Raw genomic sequence first — 16,167 nt, 5'->3', positions numbered from 1 at the left:
TAGGAGGCCGAAGGCATGTTTGAAAATCTATCCGAACGCCTCTCTGGCGTCTTTGACCGGCTGACCAAACAGGGCGCGCTATCCGAGGAAGACGTCAAGACCGCGCTACGCGAAGTGCGTGTGGCTCTGCTTGAGGCCGACGTCTCGCTGCCAGTAGCCCGCGCTTTCGTCAAAAAGGTTCAGGAACAGGCGACAGGTCAGGCTGTTACTAAGTCGATTACCCCAGGCCAGCAGGTCGTGAAGATCGTGCATGACGCGCTGGTCGATACACTGCGCGGCGAGGAAGACCCCGGCAAGCTGAAGATCGACAACCCGCCTGCCCCGATCCTGATGGTCGGTCTGCAGGGCTCGGGTAAGACGACGACCACCGGTAAGCTGGCGAAACGCCTGAAAGAGAAAGAGGGCAAGAAGGTCCTTATGGCCTCGCTCGACGTCTATCGCCCGGCGGCGATGGATCAGTTGGCGGTTCTGGGCACGCAGGTGGGCGTCGATACCCTGCCGATCGTTCCCGGCCAGAAACCCGTCGATATTGCCAAGCGCGCCAAGCAGCAGGCGACACTGGGCGGCTATGACGTCTACATGCTCGACACCGCGGGTCGTCTGCATATCGACGAAGTCCTGATGGACGAGGTCGAGCAGGTCCGCAACGTGGTGGACCCGCGCGAGACCCTGCTGGTCGTCGACGGCCTGACCGGTCAGGTCGCCGTCGAAGTCGCCGAAGAGTTCGACGCCAAGGTCGGCATCTCGGGCGTAGTTCTGACCCGTATGGACGGTGACGGCCGTGGCGGTGCGGCGCTGTCGATGCGTGCCGTCACCGGCAAACCCATCCGCTTTGTTGGTCTGGGCGAAAAGATGGATGCGCTCGAAACCTTCGAGCCCGACCGGATCGCCGGTCGCATCCTGGGCATGGGCGATATCGTTGCCCTGGTCGAAAAGGCCCAAGAAACGATGGAGATGGAACAGACCGAGCGCATGATGAAGCGCATGGTCAAAGGTCAGTTCAACATGAACGACCTGAAAATGCAGCTGGAGCAGATGATCCAGATGGGCGGCATGCAGGGCATGATGGGCATGATGCCGGGCATGGGCAAGATGGCCAAGCAGATGGATCAGGCCGGTCTGGACGACAAGATCCTGCGCCAGCAGATCGCCATGATCCAGTCGATGACCAAACGCGAACGCGCCAACCCACAGCTATTGCAGGCGAGCCGCAAGAAACGCATCGCGGCAGGCTCGGGCATGGAGGTCAGCGACCTCAACAAACTGCTCAAGATGCACCGGCAGATGTCGGACATGATGAAAAAGATGGGCAAGATGGGCAAAGGTAAGATGCTGAAACAGGCCATGAAAGGCATGTTCGGCAAAGGCGGCCCCTCGCCCGAGGATATGGCCGCAGGCATGGACCCCAAGGCGCTGGAACAAGCGGCTAAGGCGATGGGCGGCAAGATGCCCGGCGGCCTGCCCGGATTGGGCGGTGGCATGGGTCTGCCGCAGGGCCTCAGCGGGTTCGGCAAGAAAAAGTAAATGACACCCCTTTCGGCATATCCTTGGGAGGCTCCGGCCACCGGTCCCGCAGCCGCGCTGTCCGCGCGGCTGGGTGCGCTGGTGCCGCGCATCGAGACCACGCGTTTAGTGCTGCGCGCGCCCGAGTTGCGGGATTTCGAGAAGTATGCCGGGATTCTGATGTCGGACCGCGCGCGATTTATGGATGGCCCGTTTGATCGCAATGGCGCCTGGCAGGATTTCACCCAGTACGTCGCTGGATGGATGCTGCGCGGCACGGGCGTATGGACGGTCGAGAACAAGGCCACCGGAACCGTCGTCGGGTTTGTTTCGGTCGGCATGGAATTCGGCGATCAGGAGCACGAACTGGGCTATATGCTGACCGCCGCAGCCGAAGGCCAAGGCATCGCGACAGAAGCGGTGGCAGCAGCACGCAGCTTTGCGCTCGATACTCAGGACCTGCCTTCTCTGGTCAGTTACGTCGATCCCGACAACGCGAAATCCGCAGATGTCGCACAGCGCGTGGGTGCAAATCGGGACGCGCAAGCAGAACGCGTTTTTGACGAACCCGTGCACGTTTACCGTTACCTCGCATCGGATAGTGATGGCGGGATGGAGGCATACGCATGACCTCGTTCACCATCCCCGCCGTCGAGAGTGAGCGACTGATCCTGCGCGCCCCACATCTGGACGATCTGCCTGCGATGACCGCGTTCTTTGCGACCGAGCGCAGCCATATGGTCGGTGGGCCTAAGGATGAGCTTGGCAGCTGGGACTCGCTGGTGAAACGCCTCGGACATTGGGCTCTGAAGGGCTTTGGACTGTGGCACCTGACCGAAAAGACCAGCGGCGCATTTGTTGGATGGGCCGGAATGATCGATGCCCCCGGCTGGGCCGAGCCCGAGCTGGGCTGGACCCTTATGGCCGAGGCCGAAGGCAAGGGGTTAGGATTTGAGGCGGCGCAGGCGGCACGCGACTATGCGGCACGGCATCAGGGGCTGAACGGCGTGATCTCGTACATCGCACACGCCAACGACCGCTCGCGCGCTTTGGCAGAACGCCTTGGAGCCACGCTGGAGCTTGAGAATGCCGAACTACTGGGCAAGCGCGCTCAGATCTGGCGCCACCCGCAGATTGACCTGACCACCGAAAGGACCGGCCAATGACCAACCCCGTGACACAGGCTGCCACGCTGTTGAAAGAGCATCGCGAAAGCATCGACCGACTGGATGCGATCCTTGTCTATACGCTGGGTGAGCGGTTCAAGCACACGCAGGCCGTTGGCAAGCTCAAGGCCGAACACGACCTTCCCCCGTCTGATCCTTCGCGCGAAGCAGCGCAGATCGCACGGCTAGAAGACCTGGCGAAAGAGGCCGATCTGGACCCCGATTTCGCCAAGGCTTTCCTGAATTTCATCATTCAGGAAGTCATCCGACACCACCGGAAACACCAAGAGTGAACCTCCGGTTCAACAAACACCAGAACTAACCGGCACCTAAGCCGGCTCAACAAAAGACACGCCTCCGGCGTGATGCCATTCAAAGGAGATACCACCATGGCAATGAAAATTCGTCTCGCCCGCGGCGGCTCGAAAAAGCGTCCCTTCTATCGCATCGTGGCTGCTGACAGCCGTATGCCCCGCGACGGCCGTTTCATCGAGAAACTGGGCACCTACAACCCGCTGCTGCCGAAAGACAGCGAAGAGCGCGTGAAAATGAACATGGAACGCATCCAGTACTGGCTGGATCAGGGCGCCCAGCCCACCGACCGTATTGCACGTATGCTGGAAGCTGCCGGCACTCGTGAAAAAGCCGAGCGCAACAACCCCAACAAGGGTACCCCGGGCAAGAAAGCTCAGGAACGCGCAGAAGAAAAAGCGGCCAAGGCTGCTGAAGCTGCCGAAGCGGCTGCTGCACCGGCTGAAGAAGCGGCTGCAGAAGAATAAGCAGGCATACGCGTGCGGGATCAGACTTTCACCGACGATTTTCGCACGCAGTTCGATCTGTTGTTGCGGCTCCGGCGCGATGTGCGCCGGTTCCGCACCGATCCCGTGGACGAGGCAGTGCTGGCGCGCTGCCTCGACGCATTTCAACTGGCCCCTTCGGTGGGGCTCAGTGAACCCTGGCGCGTGATCCGCGTCGAAAGCGAAGTGGCGCGATCCGCCGCAACAAAGAATTTCCAAAACGCCAACGATGACGCGTTGGCTGGGTATTCCGGCGACAAGGCGCAGCTTTACAGCCGCCTGAAACTGTCCGGGATGCAAGAGGCCCCCGTACAACTGGCCGTATTCTGCGATGACAGCACCGACAAAGGCATGGGGCTGGGTGCGGGCACGATGCCCGAGATGCGGCGTTACTCTGTCGTTTCGGCAATCACCCTGTTCTGGCTGGCCTTGCGGGCCGAGGGGTTGGGCTTGGGTTGGGTGTCGATCCTGGATCCCGACCAAATGATACGCGATCTGAAGGTGCCGGAAGACTGGCGACTGATCGGATACTTCTGCGTTGGATGGCCTGAACAGGTATCAGACACGCCGGAACTGGAACAGGTGGGCTGGGAAAACCGCGCCCGAGCTCTGACGATCGAAACACGGTAAGGCCCCATGTTCGGATTGATTCGACTTCCCATTTTGCTGCTGATCGCCTTTATTGTCGGCGTGTTCTTCGAACGCAACAATCAACGCGAAGCCTGCGAAGGCCTTGGCGAATGGAGAAACGGGATTTGTTTGACAACAGGCGCGTCCAATGAGTGATCTGATCTGCGTCGGCAGCGTTGCAGGATCTTACGGCGTGCGCGGCGAAGTGCGCCTGAAAAGCTTTTGCGCTGTACCCGAAGATATCGAACACTACTCTCCTTTGACAGATGAGACCGGCGAACAACGCTATCCGGTTGTTCTGACACGCGCAATCAAAAACGGGTTTGCGGCACGTCTGGGCGGGATCGAAACCAAGGAAGAGGCCGATGCGCTGAACGGTCTGCGCCTGTTTGCGCGGCGCGACCAGTTGCCTTCGTTGCCCGATGATGAGTTTTATCACACTGACCTGATCGGGCTTGAGGTCTATGACACCGGCGGCACGTTGCTGGGCAAGGTTAAATCCGTACAAAACCATGGCGCTGCGGACTTGCTGGAACTGCATGGGCCGGGTCTGAAATCCACCGTTCTGCTGCCTTTTACGCTGCAAGTGGTACCGACAGTGGATCTTGAGCAAGGCCGTATTGTGGCTGACCCGCCCGAAGGTCTTATCTGATGCGGCGCATATTGCTGCATCTGGGCCTACACAAGACAGGCATGACCGCAGCACAGTCGTTTCTGCATGAAAACCGTGAATTGATCTGGCCCCGTTTTGCATTGGTTTTGCCCTACAAGACCCGCAAGTCCGGGCTGAGCGAGGCTGCTACACGCCATTCAGTCTATCGGCTTGACGCAACTCTGGCCGGATTTGGCGGCCAGTTTCACGCCTTTCTGGACGATCTGGATTTTGGCGAACGACGGGGTCTGGTCCTGAGCGAAGAAAACTTCCTGGGCCTGCGCCCCAGCAGAAACCGGGAAGAAGGTTATGGGGCCGCACCCGAACTGGCCGAGACGCTGGTCAGTGTGCTGCGCCGGCGACTTCTGGGCGACGAGGTCGATATCACTGTCTACCTTTCTCTGCGCCAACGCGATGCATGGCTGCGCAGCCTGTGGGCTCACGATTTGCAACAGTCTCGGATTGTGCAGGATCTGGACGGCTTCAGCTCTGAATTGGCGCATCTGCCGACGTTGCAGGATACTGCCGACAGAATAAGGGATCGGCTGCCGTCCGTGACCGTCGAGACCGCATTTATGGAGCATTTGCAGGACAGTCATTTTGGAGCAGGTGCGCCGTTTGCAAGTTTCCTGGATCTGCCGCCCGAGAAAGCTGCGCAGCTCGTGGGCCCCACGCGCGAAAGCCCCAGCTTTTCTGACGAGGTGTTGCAGGAAATGCTGTCTTTGAACCGTTCATCACTGGACGAAGCGGCATTGATCACCCAGAAGAAGGCTCTGATTCAAACCGCCCAGACCGAACTGGCCCGCCAGATATGACAGACACTCCCAGCAAATCCCACGGCCGCAAAGCGATCCGGCCGACTTTGAAACCACGTGAACTAATGACACCGACGCCGGATTTGCACGGGGTTTGGAAAGCAAAGATCATCACGTTGTTTCCGACAGCCTTTCCTGGAGTTCTGGGCGAAAGCCTGACGGGCAAAGCATTGCAGGAAGGCTTGTGGCAGCTTGAGACGGTCGACCTGCGGCAGTTCGGCGTTGGTAAGCACCGCAATGTCGATGACACGCCAGCCGGTGGCGGTGCTGGCATGGTGCTGCGCGCGGATGTTCTTGGTGAAGCTATTGAACATACGATGGCGGGTGTGCACGGCAACTGGCCGCTGATCTACCTTAGCCCGCGCGGACGACGCATGGACCAGCGCATGATGCAGAATCTCGCGCAATGCGACGGCATGACCTTGTTGTGCGGCCGGTTCGAAGGCGTAGATGAGCGTGTATTGGAGCACTACGGTGTACAGGAAGTATCGCTGGGTGACTTTGTAATGACTGGCGGTGAAATCGCAGCGCAAGCGCTGATCGACGCGACCGTTCGTCTGATCCCCGGCGTACTGGGCAATCAGGCTTCTACCGAGGAAGAGAGCTTTTCCTCGGGCCTACTGGAACACCCGCAATACACACGTCCGGCAGACTGGAAAGGACGCCCAATCCCCGAGGTTTTGATGTCTGGTCACCATGGCCGCATTGCGGAATGGCGTCACAAAATGGCAGAAGACGTCACGCGCGATCGACGCCCCGACATCTGGGCAGAGTATGTAAAATCCAAGCCCGGGAAACTGGATTAAAGGACGGGAATGTGGCGGGGATGCCGCAGACTAATTCTTTGTCATATTGCCATTTGAAGTTGAGCACGCCTCAATTTATTCACTTTTTAGGTCCATAGGATACGTGGGCGATTAAGACTGAAGTGAGACTGACTACATTATGAAAAAGTTATTTCTTTGCGCAGTGTTGGCTGCTTCGGCCTGCACCACAAAACCACTTGGGATGTCTGTTCCCACACAAGCTGGCCATAATCTACACTCTGCGCGGGTTGCGGTCGATTCCTGTTCTCAGGAAGCAGATGAAGGTGGCAACAGTGCCGTCATCGGTGGCTATGCGACCAACATTCTTCTTTGGGGAATAATTATCGGGCCAGCCGTAACCGCGCCGGTTCAAGACGAGTTACGCGTACAGGGTGAAATCGATCAGGTGGACCGCTGCCTGCGCGAACGCGGGTTTGAGCGTCGCGAACTCAGCGCGGGTGAGTCTTTCTGGTTGCGCAACGCCTTTGGCGAAGAACGCGAGCGGCGATTGGACCATTTGGTCAGCGGCGGTACGATCGAGACTTACGGAACGCCGAAGATCTAAGGGCCGGCCTTCCATCTGGCCCAGCTTTCCGGCGTGCCGTTGAAGGCGTTGATGTCCACCCTGCCCTGAACCCCTGGCACCAACCCGGTGCCTGTGTACTGCCAGATCCGCCAGACGGTGCGCGGGTAAACCTCACGTGGGTGGCCGGCAACCGAACGCAGCCAGAACTCGGTCTTGGGCAGGCGGCCTATGTCGGTATCCTCGAAGAAATCCACCGTGGTGTAGACAATGGGGCGACGACCATAGTGCCGTTCCAAAATGTCCAGGAACCGTTGCGCCTCGGCGCGAACGGTCTTGCCGTCGGGACGCAAGGTGCAGGTCTTGGAATGTGGTGTCCATTCCATATCCAAAACATGCGGTAAGTCCGCGCCTTTGGGAACGTTGCGGATGAACCAACGGGCCTGTTCACGGGCCGAACGACAGAAATAGTAGTAGTGGTAAGCCCCCCAAGGCACACCGGCACCCTGGGCGCCGCGCCGGTGGTCCTCGAACATCGGATCGGCCACATCACCACCTTCGGTTGCTTTCATGAACACAAAGCTCACACCCGATGCTTTGGCCCTGCGCCAGTCTATAGCCCCCTGCCAGCGAGAGACATCCAGACCGTGGACAGGGTAAAGACCAGGATGACGACCCTCCCATTCATGCGGATCGGCATCACCGAAATCGGGGTAAATCACGGACGGCGCTGTCCGGTCCACGCCCGGCACAGGCTCCACCGCCTGAGGCTTCGGGCCACCGCGTCCGCATGACACAAGCAAAGCAGCCGAAACTGCCAGCACAAATGCAATTCGCATCCTTGAAGTCCTGTTTTAAATTCTGCTCTTTCAATTTGCTTCAGAATGCCCGATCCGGGGGGTAAGGCAACGCTGCAATTTACGACTGGCGGATTCCCACCTGTATTGCCTGGCAATTCGATGCGATTTGCTCTTGATCCCTGCGCGCAATCCCCTTAAACGACCGCAATCCGGTGCCGCAATCTGCGACTCCGGTGTTTTGGTTTGCATCATGGCGTAACGCCCCGCTTTCTTCGGCAGGGAGGTGTCAGATGAAACCAGACCCAAGGAACAGTCGATCTGACCTCTGGCGGGCTGCGTGCAGGACCCGATGAAGACCAAGAGCTCTCAGGCCGTGCCCAAACTTCGTGGACCAACCACGAGCAGATAGGAGTACCTGCGATGGACCTGATCGCACAGCTTGAGGCGGAACAGATTGCCGCCCTGGGGAAAGACATCCCCGACTTCAAAGCCGGTGACACCATCCGTGTCGGCTATAAGGTGACCGAAGGGTCGCGCACCCGTGTGCAGAACTACGAAGGCGTCTGCATCGCGCGCAAAAACGGCGAAGGCATCGCCGGATCGTTCACCGTTCGCAAAATTTCGTTTGGCGAAGGCGTGGAACGTGTGTTCCCGCTGTATTCGACCAATATCGACAGCATCACCGTTGTCCGCCGCGGCCGCGTCCGTCGCGCCAAACTGTACTACCTGCGCACCCGTCGCGGTAAATCCGCACGTATCGCAGAGGTCACCAACTACAAGCCCAAGGCTGGCGCCGAGGCGTAAGGAGCGGAAAGATGAAAAAAGACATCCATCCCGATTATCACGTCATCAACGTCAAAATGACCGATGGCACCGTGGTTCAGATGAAATCCACTTGGGGCGCAGAAGGCGACCAGCTGGCTCTGGAAATCGACCCCTCTTCGCACCCGGCATGGACCGGTGGCTCGTCGCGCCTGATGGACGCTGGTGGCCGTGTGTCGAAGTTCAAAAAGAAATACGAAGGTCTGGGCTTCTAAGCTCGACCCGCTACAAATGCGAAAGGCCGCCCAATTGGGCGGCCTTTTTCTTTGCTCCTGCAAGCAAGGATCTAACCAAACACGTAAAAGCAAAGCTTGTTACCGTCCGGGTCACGCACATAAGCGCCGTAGAACCGGTCGGGCACACGCTGCCCGGGTTCGCCTTCGTCAGTCGCGCCAAGGCTGATCGCCTTGTTGTACAGTGTTGAGACAGCCTCTTTGGTGTCGGCAGGAAAAGATATCATATTGCCATTTCCGGACGCGCAGTCGTTGCCGTCATAGGGTTCGCAAACGGCCAGCATTGGTGCCGCCGGATTATTGCCAATAAATACGATACGACCCGCGTCGATCAAAACTTTGGCACCTTTGTCCTCGAACAGTGAGGTATAGAACGACTTGGCGGCGTCCAAGTTGGAAACACCGATGGTTACATATCCGATCATATACGAACCCTTTTGAATGCTGCATGATTTCCAGCACATAGTCTGTTAGGGTTCGCCGGGTTACAAGTCACGAAACTGACATCACCCCAAGGTCAGATCCAGTAAGACAGCGCCACCGGCAGAACTAGTATCGTCGCCAGCGTCGAGACCAGAATAAAGCCTGCAACGTCCGGCCCGTATTCAGGGACATGCTGATCGATGAAAAGGTAAGTCGCCACGGACGACGGCATAAGGCAACACAGGATAACCGCGCCCCGTTCCGGTCCCGTAAACCCGAACAGCCAAATCAATGCGCTGGCGATAGCAACAGCCATGGCTAAGTGCATCAGCGTCAAAAAGATCGCCCGCCCCAGGCTTTTCACCTGCAATGTCGCCAAAGTATGGCCCAGAGTCAGCAGCATCAGCGGAATCGACAGCCCTCCGAGTATATCAAAGGATTTTGCAATCGGCTGCGGTAGACTGGTTCCTGTTGCCATCAGGATCAGTGAAAGCGCCACAGCATAGATAATAGGTGAAGAGGCCAGTTTCCGGGGCGAGAACTCTCCGGCAGGGATCCACATCCCGACAGTAAAGATGCTGATCAACACAACCACGACAAACGCCATGGTATAGGCCATACCCGCATCACCCAATGCCAGCAGAGTGATCGGCAAACCAATATTGCCAACATTTCCATGCATCAACGGAGTCAGAAACGCCCTGACCGGCAGGCGCAGGGCCTTTAGGGCGACAAACCCCAACACGCCGAACCCTGCCACCGCCAAAGCGGCTGCGGTCATCATGTCCAAAAAGGTGCTCACCGCCAACTTGGTCGTCGAAAGGTGCGAAATAATCAGCGTAGGATAGCCCACCTTTGAGACGATCCCACCTATCACCTTGTTGTCAAATGGGGCGTGAATCAGCGCAAGGCCATAACCGATTCCGGCGCAGATCAGAACCGGCAAGACCACGTTCAAAACGTTAAGGAACAGGTGCTCCAAGCCATATTCTCCCTGCTGAACCGGTATGCGGACTGTGAATCAGGGCCGGTGCTTTGGCAAGCGCCCTTCTGTAACCTGCGCGTCGCGTTGAGTTTTCCAAATTAGGGTCTGATATTGCCCCAAACCGCCGCTTGAGGTTCTTTTCTTCCAACGCGACACAACATATAGTGGGTGCCAACAACGTGTAGTGAAGCACGGCGGGACTTGGGAATACAAGCATGGCACATATCATTGTGGTCGGGAACGAAAAGGGTGGCGCAGGCAAATCGACCGTGTCGATGCATGTGGCCACCGCGCTGGCCCGATTGGGACACAAGGTCAGCACGCTGGATCTGGACCTGCGGCAACGCAGTCTTGGGCGGTATTTCGAGAACCGCAACAACTTCCTCAAAAGCTCGGACCTGACCCTGCCCAGCCCGCGCCATCACGACCTGCCCGAGATCGACGCCGCCACGCTGAAACCAGGCGAAAACATCTATGACCATCGCCTGTCCGCCGCCGTATCGCAGCTGGAAAGTGACAGCGATTTCATCCTGATCGATTGCCCGGGCTCTCACACCCGGCTCAGCCAGGTGGCGCACTCGTTGGCCGACACGCTAATCACGCCACTAAATGACAGTTTCATCGACTTCGACCTGTTGGCGCGGATTGACTCGAAGGGTGAAAAGATCCTCGGCCCATCAGTCTATTCCGAAATGGTGTGGAACGCGCGTCAGCTGCGGGCACAAGCCGGGCTGAAACCCATCGACTGGGTTGTGGTTCGCAACCGCGTTGGTACACAGCGGATGGTCAACAAAGAAAAGATGCAGCGCGCGATCGAGATGCTGTCGCAGCGTATTGGCTTTCGTGTCGCTTCGGGCTTTTCCGAACGCGTCATCTTCCGCGAGCTGTTCCCTCGTGGCCTGACCCTGCTGGACCTCAAGGATATCGGCGTCAAGCAGCTGAACATCTCGAACATCGCCGCCCGTCAAGAGCTGCGTGATATGATGAAAGAGCTGAATTTGCCGGGCGTGGAGATTGATTTCTGATCCAATACTTTGTCGACTGCTGTGCGGTCGAAGCGGACCTTCATGAGCGTTGAAAAATTGTCAGCTTCTTGCGCTGAAGTGCCAGCAGAAGTGAGTTTCTGCACTAAAACTTAACCAATTGGCGAAGTGATATTGACACAGTGCAGGATGCGTCATAACTTAACCAAATGGATAACCATTTGCATTTGCAGTTCCACGCTCTTGCTGACCCTACCCGATTATCTGTCGTGGAGCGCTTACTGCGGGACCCAGCCAGCGTCAGCGAACTAGCAGAGCCTTTTGACATGGCCCTGCCGGCATTTACAAAACATCTCGGGGTTCTGGAACGATCAGGTCTCATCACGAGCGAAAAAGTCGGCCGAGTGCGAACCTGCTCGATTAACCCGGCAGCGATGGGCCAGCTTGAAAGATGGTTTTCGGATCGCCGCGCGCTTTGGGAAGCGCGCCTCGACAAACTTTCCGAACATCTCACCCACAGCAAAAAGGACTGACCCATGGATATTCACCACGAGACCGTGTCGCTGAAAAAATCGCTGCCAGCATCGCCCGAGGACGTTTTCCGAGCCTACGCGGACCCGAAAGCCCGCGAGAAGTGGTCCGCACCTGACGACACAACCGAAATTCGAATTCTGGAAAGCAACGTCCAAACAGGCGGTTCGGAGACGGGCATATGCGGCACACGCGGTGAGGAACTGAATTGGCGCATGGATGTCGCTTACCACCTCGTTGAAGAAGGAAGGCTTATCACCTTCACCGAGGAGCTTTGGGAGGGCGATAACATGCTGACCATCGCGCTCATCACATTTGACCTGACCAAAGCGTCAGATGGAACCACTATTTTGCATCTTACTGATCAGGTTACGTCGTTTGTAGGAAAGGGCGGCGTCCAAGGTCATCGCGACGGCTATACGAAGGCACTTCAGAATCTGACCTCGATGCTGACTGAAAAGGTCGCATAATTGCGCAGCAGGAGCTTTGTGGCTGCTCATTCTTCCACGCGGCGGAGCTACAATGGGCCATTCGAGCGGCGTGCAGCAATTAGTAGGTCCGGGCTCAATCCGGCCATTGGTTGAAGTCTGAACACAATCGACAACCCGAGCAATCACACCGCTCACGTCCAGCGAAATTAAGTCGTTCCGCAAGGTCTATCAACTTAGGAATAGGCTCAGTTTCAATCGGTTTCTGATGGCCCGTCGGGACTGTACACCGTAAACAGCTCTTTCGGTTCATTCACACCGCGCAGCATATAGCGACCAACCGAAACAAGCTCTTGCGCGCAGGGTTGCGCAGCACGAGCGACGTCGTCCGAGATCAGAATCCTCTGGCCCAGAGAACGGTGCATCCCTGCAATACGGGCGGCCTGGTTGACGGCCGGGCCGATGACTGTGAAATCCAACCGAGTCTCGGAACCGATATTGCCATAGAGAATTTCGCCCGAATGCAGGGCCAACGTGTAATTGGCTACTGGCTGACCTTGCTCCTGTCGTTGGGTGTTCAACGCATCCATACGCGACTGCAACAGAGGCACGGCGCTCAGCGCGGCGCGGGCGTCTTCGTCTATTTCGCCAAGATCGAACATAGCCATCAGTCCGTCGCCCATGAATTTAAGGATGTTTCCGCCCCGGTCATGCACCACGCCCACGGCCACCGCCAGATAGTCGTTCAGCATGTCGATGATCTCATGCCCTGGAAGGTCTTCGGACAATGTGGTGAAACCCTCGAGGTCGAAATTCCAAATCACCGCATCAATCTGCTGCAAAGACCCGCGCTGAATTTCGCCAGACAGAACCCGACGACCAGCATCCCGACCCAGGTAAACCCGCATCAGATCCTTGGTCAGGTTCTGGTTCTTGGCGGACTTGAGCGCCAGTCCCAAATGCGGCAGTACGGTGTGAATTTGGTTCAGATCGCTGTCGTCAAACCCGGTCGGCGCGTCGCTGGTCCAGGACATCAGAACACCATCGCTGACCTTCTTAGCTCCGCTAGGGCGCAACTGCTGGGCCCCTTCAAAAGATAAGCCCGTCGCGTAATAATCTGTCGCTCCGATTTCCCGCAGATCATTGAGCAAGGGAAAGCGACTGGGTTCATTGTGGTCGACCAGTTTGACCCGAATTTCATCCAGATCTTCATGCAACAGGGCATAGAGCGGGCTTTGCTGCCAAACCTCGCTGGGTTCATCGGTATTTTCAAACCGCTCGGACTCACCACCTGTGCCATTGTACCAACTGTAACCCATACCGCCGTAAACTGGGTGCAATGTGGACTGCGCCGCGTGAAACCGCATCAACGGAATGCCCATATCAACCAGCCGGGCGCAAAAGCCTTCCAGCAATTCTTCCTGCCCGGCACCTTCAAGCCCCTTACTGACCAACCAATCGATCAGATCGTGCGTAGGAACCGAGGAAGAATCTAACGAAGTCATATTTGTGTCCGTATCAAGCATGGGTCCAATTTGGGGATCATACACATCAATTGCCAGTGGTCAGTCCAAACCAGCCAATCTTTGCAGCATCTTACGCAGCAGAGCGGCTTCTTCCGCATCGAACAGGCCCGACAGTTTCGCATCATAGTCTGCGGCGACGCCATGCAAGTCACGATACACGGTTTGCCCAGCGGGTGTTAGTGTCAGCCATTCCGCCCGCCGATCCGCTTCGTCGCGCGTTCGTTTCAAATACCGACGCTGTTCCAGCTTGGCGACCGCGCGGCTGATTTTGGTCTTGTGCATTCTGGCACGTTCGCAAATCTCTTTCGCGGTCATCTCGCCAAACAACCCGAGATGAAACAGCACCCGCCATTCGGTTCTGAGCATCCCGTAACGGCCTTTGTAGACGCTCTGAAATTCCAATGACGCCTGTTCAGCCGCCTGGTTCAGCAGGAAGGGCAGAAAATTCTGCAGATCAAACTCATCATTTTTTTTGGATTCTACGTGTGTCATGCTTGTTAGTTACAAAATCAACTATTACCCGACAAGCAGCAAACGGAGGAAACCATCATGAATCGTCCGAGTGATCCGCACATGCTGACACAGGCTGCAACGCCGGTCGGCACACATGCCGGCTATATGCCCGGCTTTGGAAACGACTTTGAGACCGAGGCCCTGCCCGACGCTCTGCCACAGGGCATGAACAGCCCGCAGCGGTGCAACTATGGCCTTTACGGAGAGCAGCTGAGCGGCACCGCCTTCACTGCGAACCCGCCCGAGCGCACCTGGTGCTATCGCATTCGCCCATCAGTAAAGCACTCACACCGCTACGAAAAAATCGACCTCCCCTATTGGAAGTCTGCGCCGTGCATCGACCCGGATGTGATCAGCCTGGGCCAATACCGCTGGGACCCGGTACCGCATTCTGATGAAGGTCTGAACTGGATGACCGGGATGCGGACCATGACCACGGCGGGGGACGTGAACACGCAAGTGGGCATGGCCAGCCACATCTATCTGGTCACCGAATCCATGGTGGATGACTATTTCTTCTCGGCCGATTCCGAGCTGTTGGTTGTTCCGCAGGAAGGACGCCTGCGTTTTGCGACCGAGCTGGGCATCATCGATCTGGAACCGAAGGAAATTGCCATCATTCCACGCGGCCTGCTGTACCGGGTCGAGGTTCTGGAAGGCCCAGCGCGCGGCTTTGTCTGCGAAAACTACGGGCAGAAGTTTGAACTGCCGGGCCGTGGCCCCATCGGAGCAAACTGCATGGCCAACCCGCGCGACTTTAAAGCGCCTGTTGCCGCGTTTGAAGATCGCGAAGCCCCGTCGACCGTGACGATCAAATGGTGCGGCCAGTTCCACACCACCAAGATCGGGCACAGCCCGCTGGATGTGGTTGCATGGCACGGCAACTATGCGCCCTACAAATATGACCTTCGCAATTACTGCCCGGTTGGCGCGATCCTGTTCGACCATCCCGACCCGTCGATCTTTACGGTTCTGACGGCGCCCTCGGGCCAGCCCGGCACGGCCAATATCGACTTTGTTCTGTTCCGCGAACGCTGGATGGTGATGGAGGACACGTTCCGCCCGCCGTGGTACCACAAAAACATCATGTCCGAGCTCATGGGCAACATATACGGCCAGTATGATGCGAAACCTCAGGGCTTCGTGCCCGGTGGCACAAGCCTGCACAACATGATGATCCCGCATGGCCCCGACAGGGAAGCCTTTGACAAGGCATCATACTCCAACCTGGGGCCGGACAAGCTGGACAAAACGATGTCGTTCATGTTCGAAACCCGCTTCCCGCAGCATCTGACGCCATTTGCCGCCACCGAAGCGCCGTTGCAGGATGACTATATCGACTGCTGGACGTCGCTTGAGAAAAAGTTCGACGGAACGCCGGGTAAGAAATGAGCTTGGATATCTGGTTCACCTATGTGGCAACTGTCCTTCTGCTGATGAGCACGCCGGGACCCAGCCAGTTGCTGATGTTGTCGAACTCAGCCACCAACGGGCTTCGGCGCGGGCTGTTCACCGCAGCCGGGGATCTGACGGCAAACTTTCTGCAGATGTTGGCGGCGGGGCTTGGCCTGGCCGCCCTGATTGCCACATCCGCCACCGCGCTGACAGTCATCAAATGGCTGGGTGTGGCTTATCTGGTTTACCTTGGGGTCAAACAGATCCTCAAGGCGCGCGGGTCTGATGCGCAAACCGCGCCCAAGGCAAGTCGCAAATCGCTTTGGATGCAGGGGTTTATTACCTCTGCCGCTAATCCCAAAGCTGTGGTCTTTTTTGCGGCGCTGTTCCCGCTGTTCATTGACGGAGCACTGCCCTTCTGGCCGCAATTCGCCATTCTGTCGGCCACCTATCTGGTCATGGACGGGTTGTTCCTGACCGCATATGGCGGCAGCGCCAGTTGGCTGGCCCGCCGTTTGCAAGGTCCGGCAAAGCTGTGGCTTGACCGCATTGGCGGCAGCTTCATGATCCTGGCTGCTATCTTGTTGGGGCTGAAATCCCTTCGCCCTTCAACTTAATCAACAAAACAGGGACATC

The 16,167-nt window shown here is 57.4% G+C and carries 23 protein-coding genes; 18 read left to right on the top strand and 5 right to left on the bottom strand.

Going from position 1 to position 16,167, the window contains the following annotated elements; all coding sequences use genetic code 11:
- Positions 1 to 15 precede the first annotated feature (15 nt).
- From ffh to ACR0EV_RS21385, 11 genes are all read left to right on the top strand, one after another.
- Positions 16 to 1,524 carry a signal recognition particle protein gene (gene ffh / locus ACR0EV_RS21435; protein ID WP_480801953.1) on the top strand — a complete coding sequence of 503 codons (1,509 nt, stop codon included), beginning with the start codon at positions 16 to 18 and terminating at the stop codon, positions 1,522 to 1,524.
- Positions 1,525 to 2,133: a GNAT family N-acetyltransferase gene (locus ACR0EV_RS21430; RefSeq protein WP_480801952.1), complete on the top strand. Its 609-nt coding sequence runs from the start codon at positions 1,525 to 1,527 to the stop codon at positions 2,131 to 2,133.
- Positions 2,130 to 2,669 carry a GNAT family N-acetyltransferase gene (locus ACR0EV_RS21425; RefSeq protein ID WP_480801951.1) on the top strand — a complete coding sequence of 180 codons (540 nt, stop codon included), beginning with the start codon at positions 2,130 to 2,132 and terminating at the stop codon, positions 2,667 to 2,669. Before ACR0EV_RS21430 ends, ACR0EV_RS21425 begins: the two co-directional genes overlap by 4 nt.
- Positions 2,666 to 2,962 (top strand): chorismate mutase, encoded by a 297-nt coding sequence (locus tag ACR0EV_RS21420; RefSeq protein WP_480801950.1) that lies wholly within the window; start codon positions 2,666 to 2,668, stop codon positions 2,960 to 2,962. The genes ACR0EV_RS21425 and ACR0EV_RS21420 overlap by 4 nt, the downstream gene beginning before the upstream one ends.
- Positions 2,963 to 3,058: 96 nt before the next feature.
- Positions 3,059 to 3,448, top strand: a complete 390-nt coding sequence (gene rpsP / locus ACR0EV_RS21415; RefSeq protein ID WP_170388164.1) for a 30S ribosomal protein S16 — start codon at positions 3,059 to 3,061, stop codon at positions 3,446 to 3,448.
- A gap of 12 nt (positions 3,449 to 3,460) precedes the next feature.
- Entirely contained in the window at positions 3,461 to 4,096 is a 636-nt protein-coding gene (gene bluB / locus ACR0EV_RS21410) for a 5,6-dimethylbenzimidazole synthase (RefSeq protein WP_480801949.1), read from the top strand.
- Between the two features lie 6 nt (positions 4,097 to 4,102).
- Positions 4,103 to 4,252 carry a hypothetical protein gene (locus ACR0EV_RS21405; RefSeq protein WP_171096206.1) on the top strand — a complete coding sequence of 50 codons (150 nt, stop codon included), beginning with the start codon at positions 4,103 to 4,105 and terminating at the stop codon, positions 4,250 to 4,252.
- Positions 4,245 to 4,748, top strand: coding sequence for a ribosome maturation factor RimM (gene rimM, locus ACR0EV_RS21400; RefSeq protein WP_480801948.1), 504 nt, complete (start codon positions 4,245 to 4,247; stop codon positions 4,746 to 4,748). Before ACR0EV_RS21405 ends, rimM begins: the two co-directional genes overlap by 8 nt.
- A complete protein-coding gene (locus ACR0EV_RS21395; protein ID WP_480801947.1) occupies positions 4,748 to 5,563 on the top strand; it encodes a hypothetical protein in 816 nt (271 codons plus the stop codon). Before rimM ends, ACR0EV_RS21395 begins: the two co-directional genes overlap by 1 nt.
- Entirely contained in the window at positions 5,560 to 6,369 is an 810-nt protein-coding gene (trmD, locus tag ACR0EV_RS21390; protein WP_480801946.1) for a tRNA (guanosine(37)-N1)-methyltransferase TrmD, read from the top strand. The genes ACR0EV_RS21395 and trmD overlap by 4 nt, the downstream gene beginning before the upstream one ends.
- Positions 6,370 to 6,508: 139 nt before the next feature.
- Entirely contained in the window at positions 6,509 to 6,934 is a 426-nt protein-coding gene (locus ACR0EV_RS21385; RefSeq protein ID WP_480801945.1) for a hypothetical protein, read from the top strand.
- Here the strand turns inward: ACR0EV_RS21385 and ACR0EV_RS21380 are convergent.
- Entirely contained in the window at positions 6,931 to 7,731 is an 801-nt protein-coding gene (locus tag ACR0EV_RS21380) for a glycoside hydrolase family 25 protein (RefSeq protein ID WP_480801944.1), read from the bottom strand. The two genes, ACR0EV_RS21385 and ACR0EV_RS21380, sit on opposite strands and share 4 nt — an antisense overlap.
- A gap of 381 nt (positions 7,732 to 8,112) precedes the next feature.
- Between ACR0EV_RS21380 and rplS the strand changes: the two genes are divergently transcribed.
- Positions 8,113 to 8,496, top strand: a complete 384-nt coding sequence (gene rplS / locus ACR0EV_RS21375; RefSeq protein WP_170575547.1) for a 50S ribosomal protein L19 — start codon at positions 8,113 to 8,115, stop codon at positions 8,494 to 8,496.
- A gap of 11 nt (positions 8,497 to 8,507) precedes the next feature.
- Positions 8,508 to 8,729, top strand: coding sequence for a 50S ribosomal protein L31 (gene rpmE / locus ACR0EV_RS21370; protein WP_170428949.1), 222 nt, complete (start codon positions 8,508 to 8,510; stop codon positions 8,727 to 8,729).
- Between the two features lie 71 nt (positions 8,730 to 8,800).
- Here the strand turns inward: rpmE and ACR0EV_RS21365 are convergent, their stop codons facing one another.
- Positions 8,801 to 9,172, bottom strand: coding sequence for a VOC family protein (locus ACR0EV_RS21365; RefSeq protein ID WP_480801943.1), 372 nt, complete (start codon positions 9,170 to 9,172; stop codon positions 8,801 to 8,803).
- 92 nt (positions 9,173 to 9,264) lie between these two features.
- A complete protein-coding gene (locus tag ACR0EV_RS21360; RefSeq protein ID WP_480801942.1) occupies positions 9,265 to 10,152 on the bottom strand; it encodes an AEC family transporter in 888 nt (295 codons plus the stop codon).
- Positions 10,153 to 10,370: 218 nt separating this feature from the next.
- On the opposite strand from ACR0EV_RS21360, the gene ACR0EV_RS21355 reads away from it, so the two are divergent.
- From ACR0EV_RS21355 to ACR0EV_RS21345, 3 genes are all read left to right on the top strand, one after another.
- Positions 10,371 to 11,180, top strand: a complete 810-nt coding sequence (locus ACR0EV_RS21355; RefSeq protein ID WP_152457022.1) for a division plane positioning ATPase MipZ — start codon at positions 10,371 to 10,373, stop codon at positions 11,178 to 11,180.
- 167 nt (positions 11,181 to 11,347) lie between these two features.
- Entirely contained in the window at positions 11,348 to 11,671 is a 324-nt protein-coding gene (locus tag ACR0EV_RS21350) for an ArsR/SmtB family transcription factor (RefSeq protein WP_480801941.1), read from the top strand.
- Positions 11,672 to 11,674: 3 nt separating this feature from the next.
- Positions 11,675 to 12,139: an SRPBCC domain-containing protein gene (locus ACR0EV_RS21345; RefSeq protein WP_480801940.1), complete on the top strand. Its 465-nt coding sequence runs from the start codon at positions 11,675 to 11,677 to the stop codon at positions 12,137 to 12,139.
- A gap of 212 nt (positions 12,140 to 12,351) precedes the next feature.
- On the opposite strand, the gene ACR0EV_RS21340 is transcribed toward ACR0EV_RS21345, so the two are convergent.
- Positions 12,352 to 13,602, bottom strand: coding sequence for an adenylate/guanylate cyclase domain-containing protein (locus ACR0EV_RS21340; protein WP_480801939.1), 1,251 nt, complete (start codon positions 13,600 to 13,602; stop codon positions 12,352 to 12,354).
- 60 nt (positions 13,603 to 13,662) lie between these two features.
- A complete protein-coding gene (locus ACR0EV_RS21335) occupies positions 13,663 to 14,115 on the bottom strand; it encodes a MarR family winged helix-turn-helix transcriptional regulator (protein ID WP_480801938.1) in 453 nt (150 codons plus the stop codon).
- 57 nt (positions 14,116 to 14,172) lie between these two features.
- Between ACR0EV_RS21335 and hmgA the strand changes: the two genes are divergently transcribed.
- Positions 14,173 to 15,528, top strand: coding sequence for a homogentisate 1,2-dioxygenase (gene hmgA, locus ACR0EV_RS21330; protein WP_480801937.1), 1,356 nt, complete (start codon positions 14,173 to 14,175; stop codon positions 15,526 to 15,528).
- Positions 15,525 to 16,148 (top strand): LysE family translocator, encoded by a 624-nt coding sequence (locus ACR0EV_RS21325; protein ID WP_480801936.1) that lies wholly within the window; start codon positions 15,525 to 15,527, stop codon positions 16,146 to 16,148. The genes hmgA and ACR0EV_RS21325 overlap by 4 nt, the downstream gene beginning before the upstream one ends.
- Positions 16,149 to 16,167 lie beyond the last annotated feature (19 nt).

This window comes from Ruegeria sp. CF8, from assembly GCF_056537285.1.
This window is presented reverse-complemented; position numbering and strand designations above follow the sequence as displayed.

What these genes read in the sequence shown, in the direction of transcription:
- ACR0EV_RS21430 (WP_480801952.1), top strand. Translation starts at nt 1,525, where the DNA reads ATGACACCCCTTTCGGCATATCCTTGGGAGGCTCCGGCCACCGGTCCC.
- ACR0EV_RS21325 (WP_480801936.1), top strand. Translation starts at nt 15,525, where the DNA reads ATGAGCTTGGATATCTGGTTCACCTATGTGGCAACTGTCCTTCTGCTG.
- ACR0EV_RS21340 (WP_480801939.1), bottom strand. Translation starts at nt 13,602, where the DNA reads ATGACTTCGTTAGATTCTTCCTCGGTTCCTACGCACGATCTGATCGAT.
- rpsP (WP_170388164.1), top strand. Translation starts at nt 3,059, where the DNA reads ATGGCAATGAAAATTCGTCTCGCCCGCGGCGGCTCGAAAAAGCGTCCC.
- ACR0EV_RS21345 (WP_480801940.1), top strand. Translation starts at nt 11,675, where the DNA reads ATGGATATTCACCACGAGACCGTGTCGCTGAAAAAATCGCTGCCAGCA.
- rimM (WP_480801948.1), top strand. Translation starts at nt 4,245, where the DNA reads ATGAGTGATCTGATCTGCGTCGGCAGCGTTGCAGGATCTTACGGCGTG.
- rpmE (WP_170428949.1), top strand. Translation starts at nt 8,508, where the DNA reads ATGAAAAAAGACATCCATCCCGATTATCACGTCATCAACGTCAAAATG.
- ACR0EV_RS21420 (WP_480801950.1), top strand. Translation starts at nt 2,666, where the DNA reads ATGACCAACCCCGTGACACAGGCTGCCACGCTGTTGAAAGAGCATCGC.
- ACR0EV_RS21350 (WP_480801941.1), top strand. Translation starts at nt 11,348, where the DNA reads ATGGATAACCATTTGCATTTGCAGTTCCACGCTCTTGCTGACCCTACC.
- trmD (WP_480801946.1), top strand. Translation starts at nt 5,560, where the DNA reads ATGACAGACACTCCCAGCAAATCCCACGGCCGCAAAGCGATCCGGCCG.
- ffh (WP_480801953.1), top strand. Translation starts at nt 16, where the DNA reads ATGTTTGAAAATCTATCCGAACGCCTCTCTGGCGTCTTTGACCGGCTG.
- ACR0EV_RS21365 (WP_480801943.1), bottom strand. Translation starts at nt 9,172, where the DNA reads ATGATCGGATATGTAACCATCGGTGTTTCCAACTTGGACGCCGCCAAG.
- ACR0EV_RS21335 (WP_480801938.1), bottom strand. Translation starts at nt 14,115, where the DNA reads ATGACACACGTAGAATCCAAAAAAAATGATGAGTTTGATCTGCAGAAT.
- ACR0EV_RS21395 (WP_480801947.1), top strand. Translation starts at nt 4,748, where the DNA reads ATGCGGCGCATATTGCTGCATCTGGGCCTACACAAGACAGGCATGACC.
- ACR0EV_RS21405 (WP_171096206.1), top strand. Translation starts at nt 4,103, where the DNA reads ATGTTCGGATTGATTCGACTTCCCATTTTGCTGCTGATCGCCTTTATT.
- ACR0EV_RS21380 (WP_480801944.1), bottom strand. Translation starts at nt 7,731, where the DNA reads ATGCGAATTGCATTTGTGCTGGCAGTTTCGGCTGCTTTGCTTGTGTCA.
- rplS (WP_170575547.1), top strand. Translation starts at nt 8,113, where the DNA reads ATGGACCTGATCGCACAGCTTGAGGCGGAACAGATTGCCGCCCTGGGG.
- ACR0EV_RS21385 (WP_480801945.1), top strand. Translation starts at nt 6,509, where the DNA reads ATGAAAAAGTTATTTCTTTGCGCAGTGTTGGCTGCTTCGGCCTGCACC.
- ACR0EV_RS21355 (WP_152457022.1), top strand. Translation starts at nt 10,371, where the DNA reads ATGGCACATATCATTGTGGTCGGGAACGAAAAGGGTGGCGCAGGCAAA.
- ACR0EV_RS21425 (WP_480801951.1), top strand. Translation starts at nt 2,130, where the DNA reads ATGACCTCGTTCACCATCCCCGCCGTCGAGAGTGAGCGACTGATCCTG.
- hmgA (WP_480801937.1), top strand. Translation starts at nt 14,173, where the DNA reads ATGAATCGTCCGAGTGATCCGCACATGCTGACACAGGCTGCAACGCCG.